At 64.1% G+C, this 11,388-nt stretch carries 9 protein-coding genes; 2 read left to right on the top strand and 7 right to left on the bottom strand.

What is annotated here, in order from left to right:
• Nucleotides 1-236: 236 nt before the first annotated feature.
• Together EN914_RS09630 and EN914_RS09625 are read left to right on the top strand one after the other, a co-directional pair.
• Nucleotides 237-1,574, top strand: coding sequence for an SRPBCC family protein (locus tag EN914_RS09630; RefSeq protein ID WP_164752938.1), 1,338 nt, complete (start codon nt 237-239; stop codon nt 1,572-1,574).
• Between the two features lie 84 nt (nt 1,575-1,658).
• The gene (locus EN914_RS09625) at nt 1,659-3,305 is read left to right on the top strand and encodes an acetolactate synthase large subunit (protein ID WP_127389063.1); all 1,647 of its coding nucleotides are present in this window, start codon (nt 1,659-1,661) and stop codon (nt 3,303-3,305) included.
• A 48-nt stretch (nt 3,306-3,353) separates the two neighbouring features.
• Here EN914_RS09625 and EN914_RS09620 read toward each other — a convergent pair whose 3' ends face one another.
• The 7 genes from EN914_RS09620 to EN914_RS09590 all read right to left on the bottom strand — a co-directional run.
• Nucleotides 3,354-4,502 carry a substrate-binding protein gene (locus tag EN914_RS09620; RefSeq protein WP_245265311.1) on the bottom strand — a complete coding sequence of 383 codons (1,149 nt, stop codon included), beginning with the start codon at nt 4,500-4,502 and terminating at the stop codon, nt 3,354-3,356.
• A gap of 101 nt (nt 4,503-4,603) precedes the next feature.
• Nucleotides 4,604-5,305, bottom strand: a complete 702-nt coding sequence (locus tag EN914_RS09615) for an ABC transporter ATP-binding protein (protein WP_024502518.1) — start codon at nt 5,303-5,305, stop codon at nt 4,604-4,606.
• A gap of 2 nt (nt 5,306-5,307) precedes the next feature.
• Nucleotides 5,308-6,012: an ATP-binding cassette domain-containing protein gene (locus EN914_RS09610; protein WP_024502519.1), complete on the bottom strand. Its 705-nt coding sequence runs from the start codon at nt 6,010-6,012 to the stop codon at nt 5,308-5,310.
• Nucleotides 6,009-6,995, bottom strand: coding sequence for a branched-chain amino acid ABC transporter permease (locus tag EN914_RS09605; RefSeq protein ID WP_024502520.1), 987 nt, complete (start codon nt 6,993-6,995; stop codon nt 6,009-6,011). Before EN914_RS09605 ends, EN914_RS09610 begins: the two co-directional genes overlap by 4 nt.
• Nucleotides 6,992-7,849, bottom strand: coding sequence for an urea ABC transporter permease subunit UrtB (gene urtB, locus EN914_RS09600; protein ID WP_013532993.1), 858 nt, complete (start codon nt 7,847-7,849; stop codon nt 6,992-6,994). Before urtB ends, EN914_RS09605 begins: the two co-directional genes overlap by 4 nt.
• Nucleotides 7,850-7,853: 4 nt before the next feature.
• Nucleotides 7,854-8,975 carry a class II histone deacetylase gene (locus EN914_RS09595; RefSeq protein ID WP_013532992.1) on the bottom strand — a complete coding sequence of 374 codons (1,122 nt, stop codon included), beginning with the start codon at nt 8,973-8,975 and terminating at the stop codon, nt 7,854-7,856.
• 83 nt (nt 8,976-9,058) lie between these two features.
• Nucleotides 9,059-11,388, bottom strand: a 2,330-nt coding sequence (locus tag EN914_RS09590) for a LuxR C-terminal-related transcriptional regulator (protein ID WP_127389062.1), incomplete at its 5' end; no start/stop codon positions are given.

The following is an 11,388-nucleotide window of genomic DNA, read 5'->3' as shown; positions in this document are numbered from 1 at the left end:
AGACAGGTTGAGCTCCTGTGCGGCCAGCGTCAGCCCGCCATGCCTGACGGCAGCCTCGAAGACGACCATGGCGTTCAGCAGGGGAAGCGATGTCTTGAGGGTTTTCACGATCCAAACCTGCTTTCATGCCTTTTCGATATGAAGGTCTATCATTTCTGTATTTGCTGCAAGCCTTTCCGCATCGCACACTCTATCGAAACGTCATTCGAACGCCAGCGAGCAGAAAGGTGTTTGCCGTGCAGGCCTACACATCGAACAGCCAGCCTATCGACAGAAGCGAGACCGTCAGGCTGATCGACCGGCAACGTCCGGACTGGTCGCTGGAACAGGCCTTCTACGCGGACCCTGCCATCTTCGCGCTGGAACGGGATTTGTGGTTTCCGCGCCAATGGATGCTTGTCGCCCATGCCAGCGAGGTCCCAGAAAAGGGCCGCTACATCGTGCGCCAGCTTTTCGACGAGGAGATCATCGTCGTGCGCTTCGGCGATGGCGAGGAGGACATCGCGGCCTACTACAATATCTGCACCCATCGCGGCTCGCGGCTCTGCGCCAAGGATGGTCGCGGCAAGCTTCTGGTCTGCCCCTACCATGCCTGGTCGTTCAGGCTGACCGGCGAGTTGCAGTCACGGCAGGATCTACCGGAAAGCGTCAATCCGGATGCGCTGGGACTGCACCGCGTGCCCTGCAAGCATTTCGGCGGCCTCGTGTTCTGCGGCCTCGATGCCAATTCGCTGCCCGACATCCAGCCTGTCGCGGACGGGCTGACCGGCGGCTTGCGCGAAAACGGCCTTGACCGTGCACGCATCGTCGCGCGCAAGAACTATCTCACCAAGGCGAACTGGAAGCTGGTGCTCGAGAACTTCCTCGAATGCTATCACTGCCGGCCGGCCCACCCCGAATATTACCGCGTCAACGGCCATGTCAAAGTGACCGCGACCCGCGACGCCGACAAGGCGGTCGAGTGGCAGAATGAAATCGAGGCCTGGCACAGCGTCATCGGCGATGCCGAGTTCCACAAGGGCGCGTGGCAGGCTGGCGACCTCGACACGATGCCGTTTGCCATGCACCGCAAGCCGATCGGATCCGGCCGCAACACGCTGTCCAATACGGGCGAGGGGGTCTCATGCCTGATGGGCGGCCGTCACGCCTATGATGGTGGCGAAAGCGGCTTCCGCCTCGGACGCCTGTCGTTTGCAAGTGCTGCCAATGATTATGTCACGCTGTTCCAGATGATACCGCGCAACGCCATGGAAACAGACGTCATCCTGACATGGCTCGTCGACAAGGATGCCGATAACGACGTCGACGCCGATGCGATCAGCTGGATGTGGGACGTCACCACCGTGCAGGACAAGAAGATCACCGAGGACAATGCCAACGGCATCATGTCGCGCGCCTACCGGCCGGGTCCCTATACGCCGCTGGAAAGCCAGACCTCGTTCTTCGTGCAGACCTATCTGTCAGAACTGCGTTCGCTGATCACCGGCACGCGCGGCGCACCGATCAGCCAATGGTCTGCACCGAAGGAACTTTTCGCCTCGCCGAAAGCGGCGAGCTGCAACACGCGCCTCTGACCCGCAGCCGAAGATGCCTCTTTGAGGCGTCGCGTTCCGATGCCATATGAAGGTGGCCGACGGAATGTTGCGGGAGAGGTGGTCATGACCAAAGGTTCGGATCTGTTCGTCGCGGCCCTCGAGAACGAAGGGGTCGAGCGGATTTTCGGCATTCCGGGCGAAGAAAATCTCGATATCGTCGAATCCATCCGCCGCTCCTCGATCCAGCTGATCCTGACCCGCCACGAGCAGGCAGCCGCTTTCATGGCCGCCACCTATGGCAGGCTTACCGGCAAGCCGGGTGTGTGCATCACCACGCTTGGCCCGGGCGCGCTCAACCTTTCGACCGGTTCGGCCTATGCGCTGCTCGGCGCGATGCCGATGATCATGATCACCGGCCAGAAAGGCATCCTGTCATCCCGGCAGGCGCGCTTCCAGATCGTCGACATCGTCGCGGCGATGAAGCCGCTGACCAAGCTGTCGCGTCAGATCGTCTCGCCGAAGATGATCCCCTCGTTGGTTCGCGAAGGTTTCCGTGTCGCCCAGGAAGAGCGTCCCGGCCCCGTACATCTTGAATTGCCGGAAGACATTGCGGCGGCCGAGTGTGAACCGGTAGCACTCGTGCCAACGCATCCGGTCGAACTGCCGCTGGCCAGCCCGGGCGCGCTTGATCGCGCCGCCCGTATGATCACGGAAGCCAGGCGTCCGCTGCTGATGTTTGGTGCGGCGGCGTCGCGACCGCGCGTGACTCCCGATGTCGCCCAGTTCGTGCTGCGGACGCAAATTCCCTATTTCACCACGCAGATGGGCAAGGGCACCGTGCCTGGCGGCACGGAGCTCTATATGGGAACGGCAGCCCTTTCGGAGCGCGACTATGTGCACGAGGCCATCGAACAGGCCGATCTGATCATCACCGTCGGTCACGACACGGTAGAGAAGCCGCCCTTCATCATGGGGGCGAAGGGGCCGAAGGTCATTCATGTCGGCTATCATTCAGCCGATGTCGAGCAGGTCTATTTCCCGCAAGCCGAAATCGTCGGCGACCTCGGTCCTTCGCTGGCGCTGCTGGCCGACCGCATCGAGGGCAAGATCCCCAATGCACAGGCCTTGCTGCCGCTGCGGGAAGGCATTCTGAGCCGAATCGCCGCGCGCGCCACCGAAGATCGCTTCACACCGCAGCGCATCGTGCACGATGTCCGCGCCGTGATGCCGGCGGATGGGATTCTTGCCCTTGACAACGGCATGTACAAGATCTGGTTCGCGCGCAACTACCGCACCCGCATGGCAAACACGATCCTGCTCGACAATGCGCTGGCCACCATGGGCGCGGGCCTGCCGTCGGCGATGATGGCGGCACTGCTCTATCCGCAGCGCCGTGTCATGGCCATCTGTGGCGACGGCGGCTTCATGATGAACAGCCAGGAACTGGAGACCGCCGTCAGGCTCAAGCTCAACCTCGTCGTTCTGCTGCTCGAAGACCATGCCTATGGCATGATCCGCTGGAAGCAGGCGGTCGACGAATTCCCGGATTTCGGCATGACCTTCGGCAATCCCGATTTCGTCAGATATGCCGAGGCCTATGGCGCCAGGGGGACCAGGGTTACGGAGATCGCCGACTTGCGGCCGGCGCTGGAACAGGCCTTCACCGGCGGCGGCGTGCACCTCGTCGTCGTGCCCATCGACTATTCCGAAAACACCAGGGTGCTCGTCGACGAATTGCGCGAACGGCTGCCGGCGCCGCAAGCGAGCTGACGGCGGCAAAGCCGCCGTCAGGATTGCCTGGAGCCGTTGCCGGAGCTCCTACAGCTTGCAGTAAGGCGTGACCGGCGCGATGGTGCCGAAATCCTTGGCGATTTCATAGCTGATGCCGTCTGCGGCCGCCTTGCCGACATAGGAATGGCAGAGCGTGTGGTTGTTGCTGGCATCGACCCGGATCTTGCCTTGCGGCGCGTCGAACTCGATCGTCGGCAGCGCCTTGAGCACATCATCGTCCTTCAGCGATCCGGCCTTCTCGGCGGCCAGGGCGTAGAGATGCAGGCCGTTGTAGCCGGCCTCGCCGATGCCGTTGACCATTTTCTCCTTGCCGAACTTCTCGCGGAAGCTCGCGATGAACTTCTTGTTGACCGGATTGTCGAGCGCCATCCAGTAAGGCTGCGGTGCGTAGGTGCCGGCCGCGACGCCGGGCGGCAGCGCGTCCTTGTTGAAGACCTCGTCGAGCGGTGCGATCAGCGGCTGCTTGATATCGAAGCTGCGATACTGCTTGAGCTGGGTGACGGCGTCGTTGCCGACCACCATCGACCAGACGACATCGGGCTTCAGCGACTTGATCTTCTGGAAGGCCGGGCCGAAATCCGTGGTGCCGAACGGATAGTAGTCGGCGCCGATGATCTTGCCGCCGGCCTTTTCGTAAGCCGCCGTGATCGCCTCGGTCATCTTCTGCGGCCAGGCATAGTCGGAGGCCATGACGTAGATGGTCTTGCCGAGGGTCTCGGCCACCCACGGCATCATCGGGTCGACCTGCTGCATCGGGATCGGGCCGGTGGCGACGAAGTAGCGGTTGCATTCGCCGCCCTCGAAATTGGTTGGGTAGAAGAACAGCTTCTTGGCCTTCGAGGTCACCGACAGCGTAGCACTTCGCTCCGGCGAAATGATCGTGCCCATGACCACGTCGACCTTGTCTTCGTTGATGAGCTTGCGCGCCTTGTCGATGGAACCCTTGGTCGTGGTCTGGTTGTCCTCGATGAACAACTCGACCTGGCGCCCGCCAATGCCATTGGCGGCGTTCAGTTCGGCGGCGGCGAGCTTGTAGCAATTGAGCAGCGTCTCGCCGAGGATCGCCTGCAGCCCGGTGATCGGGATCGACAGGCCGACCTTGACGGTGTCGGCGGCGCGCAGGACCGACGGCGCACCGACCATGGCGAAAGCGGCCGCGGCGCCGCCGGATTTCAAGACAGTTCTTCTGCTTATCATTGTTGTGTTCCCTTCCAGTCCCAGGCGCGCCCCATGCACGCCTTACAAGTCAACAAGCTCCCAGGCGCGCTTCAGGCGCCCTATAGGGCCAACAGATCCTTCAGCAGGGTCTCGTCGGCGAACGCCTCCGGCGCGCCTTCATGGACGATCCTGCCCTTCTCCATCACCAGGCAGCGGTCCGATGCCTTGAGAACGAGATCGAGATTCTGCTCGACCAGCACGATCGCGATGCTGCGTTCGCGCGCGATGCGCGGCACCAGCTCGGCGATCGACTGCACGATGTTCGGCTGTATGCCTTCCGAAGGCTCATCGAGCAGCAGCACCGACGGCAGGCCGCAGAGCGCGCGGCCGATCGCCAGCATCTGCTGCTGGCCGCCCGAAAGCGTGCCGGCGACCTGCGCTTCGCGCTCGCGCAGGATCGGAAAATAGCCGAAGATGTCGACCGGAATGCCGCCGTCGCCACGGTCCTTGGCAGCGCGGGTACCGACCTCCAGGTTTTGCCGCACCGTCAGCTGGTTGAAGATCCCGCGCCCCTGCGGCACATGCGCGATGCCTGCCCGCGCGCGGCGGAAAGCTGGCGCGTTCGTGAGGTCCTTTTCACCGAGAACCACGGCGCCACCGCTCGCCCGCAAGCCGCCGGCGATGACGCGCAGCAGCGTCGTCTTGCCGGCGCCGTTACGGCCGAGCAGGCCGACGACTTCGCCCGGCGCGACACTGAGGTCGATGCCGTTCAGCACCGGGAGCGGGCCGTAGCCGGCTGACACCGCCATTGTCCGCAGCATGATCAGCGCCTCCCCAGATAGACGTCGCGGACCATCTCGTCGGTCTCGACGTCGTGGAAAGGACCGCTGCGCAGGCGGCGTCCCTGATGCAGCACCAGCGTCTCGCAGTTCAGCGCCCGTACGAAGCGGATATCGTGTTCGACGGCGACGATCGAGAACTCGCCCTTTAGGCGCAGCAGCATATCGGCCGTCGTCAGCGTCTCCTGCGGCGTCATGCCGGCGGTGGGTTCGTCGAGCAAAAGCAACCGCGGCTCGATTGCCAGCGCCATGCCGATCTCCAGCCATTGCTTCTGGCCATGCGCGAGTTCGCCGGCCGGTGTGGCGGCGCGATTGCTCAGCGCGACCAATTCCAGCAATTCGCCAACCGGGCGCACAGGCGAGGGCGCCCCCCAGCGGGCGACCTTCACATTGTCTTCCACCGAGAGGCTCGGGAAGACGGACGGGATCTGGAACTTGCGCGCGATGCCGAGCCGGGCGATGCGATGCAGCGGCAGGCCGGCTATGTCGTGGCCGAGGAAGCGCACGCTGCCGCTGGTCGGGCGCAGCGTACCGGTCAACACATTGAGGAAGGTGCTTTTGCCGGCGCCGTTCGGGCCGATGATGCAGCAGAGTTCCTTGTCGCGTACAGTGAGGTTCAGGGCCTCCAGCGCCTGCAGCCCGCCAAAGCGGATGCCGACATTTTCGGCCTGGAGCAGGATGTCGCTCATTGTGCGCGCCTCCCGCCTTTGAACAGGGCTTTCAGTCGCGCGTAGATCGACAGGATGCCGTCCGGCAGGACGAAGACGATGATGACGAAGACACAGCCGAGCAATAGCGGCCACAGGCTCGGGTTGAAACTGCTGATCGTCTGCTGCGCACGCTGGATGAAGATGGCGCCGAGCACCGGCCCCAGCAGCGTGCCGCGCCCGCCGACCGCCACCCAGACGATGACTTCCGTCGACAGAAGCAGTCCGGACAAATCCGGTGCCACCAACCCCGCCATGCAGACATAGAGCGCGCCGGCAAGGCCGGCGATCGCCGCCGACAGGACGAAGGTGACGAGCAGCCGCAACGGCGCATTGTGGCCGAGCGCTGCTGCCCGGACTTCATTGTCCTGTATGGCGGTCAGCACCGTACCCCAGCGGCCACGGCTGATCGACCACAGCGCCAGCACGGTCACCGCGACGATGGCCGAGACGAAGATGTAGCTGGGCAGGTCCTGGCTGAGATCGACGTGCAGCCCGCCGACATCGAAGGCAATCGGCGGAATGCCGATCAGCCCGCTGTCGCCGCCGGTGACCGAGCTCCAGGAGACCGCCGCCTGCTGGCAGATGACGCCCATGGCCAGCGTGACGATAGTGAAATAGCTGCCACGGATGCCGCCGAAAAACAGGAAGTAGCCGATGATGGCGGAGACCAAGGCCGCACCGGCCACCGCACCGATGATGCCAAGCAGGCTGGCGAAGGAGATCGCATCGTTGAGCGTGATCAGCGCCATGATGTAGCCGCCGATGCCGAAAAACGCAGCGTGGCCGAAACACAGGATTCCGGTGCGGCCCCAGAAGAAGTCGAGGCTCGCGGCGAACAGGCCGAAGATCAGCGCGTCGCGGATCACGGTCAGCTGATACCCGCCGACAAAGAACGGATAGATGATCGCGAGCGCCACGCAGGCGGCGAAGATCAGCAGCCAGTTGCGGTCGCGGGCGATCATCGCGACGCTCCGTTGAACAGGCCGTTGGGCCGAAGCCGGACAGCGACGATGGCCGCCAGCAGCACGACCGCCTGCGCCAGCGACGGCGAGATCTGATAATTGAGGATGCTGGTCAGCCCGCCGACGAAGACGCTGCCGGCGACGAGGCCGCCGATCGAGCCGACGCCGCCGACAATGACGACGAAGAAGGCGTTGGCGAGATAGTTCACCCCCATCTGCGGCAGCACGATCGCCAGCGGCGCGACCAGTCCGCCGGCGAGCCCGGCGATGGCCGCGCCGAAGGTGAAGGCGATGGCGTAGGTGCGCCGCGTGTTGATGCCGACGCCCTCGGCCATTTCGCGGTTCTGGATGACGGTGCGGATGTCGAGACCGAAGGACGTGCGGCTGATCAGCAGGATGACGCCGAGCAAGGTCAGCATGGCGATGCCGATCAGGATCAGCCGATAGGCCGGGTAGACGGTGAAGAAGAGGTCGAGCGTGCCTTCGATAGGCGGCGTCACCGGCTTGGCGCCGAGACCGAAGATCAGTTCCAGCCCTTGCTGCAGGATCAGGCTGACGCCCCAGGTGGCAAGCACAGTTGAGACCGGCCTGGAATAGAGATGGCGGATGATGGCGAATTCGAGGATGCAGCCGATCACCGCGCCGGCGATGGGGGCAGCCGCCAGCCCTAGCCAGAACGAGCCACCCATGCTCTGGACGAAATAGACCGCGAAGGCGCCGACGGTGACGAACTCGCCATGTGCCAAATTGGTCACGTTCATCAGGCCGAAGCTGATCGCCAGCCCGAGCCCGACCAGCATCAGGATACTGATCAGCGTCAGCGCATTGAGCAGCGTGGTGATGACAAAATCCATCGCGTCAGGCCGCACTGGCGAGACGTTGGCGCAGGCCGGCGAGCAGGCCTTCGGCGGCATCGATCACCGCGGCCTGATGAAGCTGCAGGTCTTGCCCGGCCCATTCGTCGATATGGTCCGACAAAGGGTCGACCACTTCGGTACGGTGATTGGCTAGCGTCTCGATGACGGCATGGCCGCAGAACGGCACATAGCCCTCGGAGTAGCCGCCTTCATGGGTCATCATCAGGCGCCCTTGCGAGGTCTCGGCGGCCAGCGCAACCATGCGCGCGGCAAGACGCCTGAAGCATTCGCTGTTGAGCATCATGCGGCCGAGTGGATCGAAGCCGGACGCATCGAAGCCGGAGGCGACGATGACGAGGTCCGGCCTGTAGGCGCGCAGTGCCGGCGCGACAACGCGGTCGAAAGTCGCTTCATAAGCACCGGTTCCGCTGCCGGCCGGCAGCGGGATGTTGATGTTAAAGCCCTCGCCGGCATCTTTCCCGTTGTCGGCCAGCGCACCGCGCCCGGTCGGATAGAGATTGTCCTGGTGCACGGAAATGGTCAGAACCGACGGGTCGGAATAGAACACCGTCTCGGTGCCGTTGCCGTGATGCACATCCCAGTCGACTATCGCCGCGCGCCCGAGCAGGCCTTCATGCTGCAGCCGGCGGACAGCGACGCCAATGTTGGAGAACAGGCAGTTGCCCATCGCCTGGTCGGGCTCGGCATGGTGTCCCGGCGGCCGCGCCAGCGCATAGGCATTGTCGACGCGGCCCGTCAGCACGGCGCGCATCGCGGCATAGGTGGTGCCGGCCGACAGCAGCGCGATGTCAAAACTGTTGAGGCCGATCGGCGCCTGCGGCCCGGCGAAACCGGAGCCGCGTTCGCTGAGCATGCGAATATCGTCGACATGGCGTTGCGTGTGCACGCGCAACAGGTCGTCGACCGAGACCGGCTCGGGGATGATCGGCACCAGATGCCGCGACAGGCCGCTGACCTGGATGAGGTTGTTCAGCCGGCGCTTGGAGCCAGGGGATTCCAGATGCCGGCCGGGTTCCACGAAACGGCCGGGCGGCATCATGTCGGCGCTGGAGCCGGTGTCATGCCACATCAGCTGTTCGTGAAAAACGTAGCCTGTCGCCATCCGCAGCGTCCTCTGAAAACCAGGTGACGCTAGCAGGCTAACGATCAGATGGCCCGACCCGAAAGTGGGGTCGCGCCTCTTATCTATGCCCCTCCTTTCGGAGGGGTATGGGCGCCTGCAGATCCTTGCGCAGCGCGCACCGCCTGCACCCGGTTGGTCACCGCGAGCTTGCCGAAAATGTTCTTCAGATGCCATTTCACCGTGGTCTCGCTCACCGACAACGCCAAGGCGATATCGCGGTTGGACATGCCCTCGGTGAGATAGCGCAGCAGTTCGGCCTCGCGCTGGGTGAGCTGTTCCTTCTCGGCGGCTGGTGCGGCCAGCTTGCGCGTCGCGACAGGCATCGCCTGCGCGGCATCGATGATGCGCGACGCATAGGCTGACAGTGCGGGATCGGTCTTCGCCTGGGCCGCGCGCAGCCGCATCAACCCTTCGACAACAGGCCTTCCCTCGTCGACGAAAGAGCGGATGAAGCCGGATGGTTGGGCGAGACGCAACGCATTGAGGAGATTGCGGTCGGCCTCGCGTTGGTCGTGGGCAGCGCTGGCCGCTTTGGCGCGCAGGATCAGCGCCAATATATGGCGGCGCATGCGCCCGCTGTCTTTCGTGCGCTCGAGCAGCGCGTCGAAAACCCCCGCGGCAGCGGCATAGGATTTCTCGGCCGTCAGCAGGCGGCCCTCGGCAAAGAACTCGAACTCGTTGGCGGTAGTGATGACCACCGAAGCCTCGGTCCCTTCGCCCCGATGCTCGGCCAGCAGCGCACGCGCCTCGGCAATACGGTTCTGGTCGAGCAGCACACGTATGCGGTCATGCACGATCATCGATGCCAGGCGGCGATACACCGTGCCATGTACGCGTTGATAGACGCGCTCAAGCATATCCAGTGCCGCTTCGGTGCGACCGGTCAGCTGCAGCACGCGGGCATAGGTCGGCACGCTGGCCAGAGGATAGACAATGACTGCCGCGCCTTCGATCTGCGGTCCGAGATTCTCGACCAGGGTCAGCGCTTCGCCCGACGCATTGGTCTCATAGGCAAGTTCCGCAAGCAGCGTGCCGGCCAGGGCCTCGGCATAGGAGTTTGCACCGATCCGCGCCCGAGCCTCGATGATCGCGTTGCGCAGCAGCCGCTCGGCGGCGGGCAAGCGGCCCGCCGAACGCTCGATCACGGCCATGTAGCAATTGGCAATGGTGACGCCGAGCAGGCTGCCGCTTCGCTCATGCGCCCGGCGTGCCGCATCGATGGCGGCGCGTGCGCCGTCGAGGTCACCCAGCGCATAGAGGTTGTAGCCAATGACATTGGCGGTAGCGCCCTCCATGAACCAGGCATCGGGCGCGATGACGCGCAGGGCCGCAAGGGCTGTGTCGCGCGCCTGATCGAACTGCTCCAGCGTGCTGTGAACGGCGGCGGCGAGAACCACGAGCTCAGCCTCGATCGTTGTGCCGGTCATCGTGCCTGGGTCGTTGCTGTCGGTCGGTCCGGTCTCGACCAACTTGCGCGCATTGCTCAGCGTCTGTTGGGCAATCTCCGGCTGGCTGCTGTGCACCGCCAACCACAGCACGACCAGTTGCAGCCGAATGCGCTGGTCGATCAGCTTCCTCGGCAGCAGTGCCAGCAGTTGGCGCACGTAGAGAAGCTGGCACTGGGCGATGAGGTCGAGCGCATTGTTCTCCACGAACACCGCCGCGCGGGCCTGGTCGCCGGCGGCCAGCGCGTGCCCGATCGCCTCTGTCAGCATCTTGCGCTCGCCGAACCATTCGGCGGCCGCCAGATGCAGCGGCGCGATCATCTCCGGTTCGCGCCGTTCCATTTCGCGGCTGAGGAAATCGCGGAACAGATGATGGAAGCGGAACCAGCGCCGCTCTTCGTCGAGCGGCACCAGGAACAGGTTGCGCGTCTCGATCTCGGTGATCGCCGCTTCGGCGTCGGCCGCGCGCATCACCGCCCGGCAGGCCTCGGCGCTGAAGCGTTCGAAGATCGAGCTGTAGAGCAGGAATTTTGCGATCGCCGGCGGCAGTTCCAGGAACACTTCGCCCATCAGGAAGTCGGCGACGTTTCGGTTGGCGCCGGTAAAATTGCCGATGACGGTTTCCGGTGCATGCGCGGCACTCAGTGACAAAGAGGCCAGTTGCAGGCCGGCGGCCCATCCTTCGGCGCGCGAGCACAAGGTCTCCACCGTGCCGCTGCTGACGCTCAGGCCCAGCTTGTCGTTGAAGAAAGCTTCGGCCTCGGACGAGGCGAAACGCAGATCGTCGGGGCCGATTTCGAAAACGTCGCCAAGCACCCGGAGCTTGCCGAGCTGCAGGTCGGGCAGGCTGCGTGAGCCGATGACGAAAGCAACATTTTCCGGCGCCTGCCGGGTCAGGCGCTCCATGAACCGCTTCACCGCCGGCGCCTCGACGGCGTGGTAATCGT

The sequence above is a fragment of the Mesorhizobium sp. M7A.F.Ca.CA.001.08.2.1 genome (assembly GCF_003998455.1).
GTDB classification, from domain to species: Bacteria; Pseudomonadota; Alphaproteobacteria; order Rhizobiales; family Rhizobiaceae; genus Mesorhizobium; species Mesorhizobium ciceri.
Note: the sequence above shows the minus strand (reverse complement) of the source record. Positions and strands in the feature narration are given on the sequence as shown.

What these genes read in the sequence shown, in the direction of transcription:
- EN914_RS09625 (WP_127389063.1), top strand. Translation starts at nt 1,659, where the DNA reads ATGACCAAAGGTTCGGATCTGTTCGTCGCGGCCCTCGAGAACGAAGGG.
- EN914_RS09610 (WP_024502519.1), bottom strand. Translation starts at nt 6,012, where the DNA reads ATGAGCGACATCCTGCTCCAGGCCGAAAATGTCGGCATCCGCTTTGGC.
- EN914_RS09595 (WP_013532992.1), bottom strand. Translation starts at nt 8,975, where the DNA reads ATGGCGACAGGCTACGTTTTTCACGAACAGCTGATGTGGCATGACACC.
- urtB (WP_013532993.1), bottom strand. Translation starts at nt 7,849, where the DNA reads ATGGATTTTGTCATCACCACGCTGCTCAATGCGCTGACGCTGATCAGT.
- EN914_RS09605 (WP_024502520.1), bottom strand. Translation starts at nt 6,995, where the DNA reads ATGATCGCCCGCGACCGCAACTGGCTGCTGATCTTCGCCGCCTGCGTG.
- EN914_RS09615 (WP_024502518.1), bottom strand. Translation starts at nt 5,305, where the DNA reads ATGCTGCGGACAATGGCGGTGTCAGCCGGCTACGGCCCGCTCCCGGTG.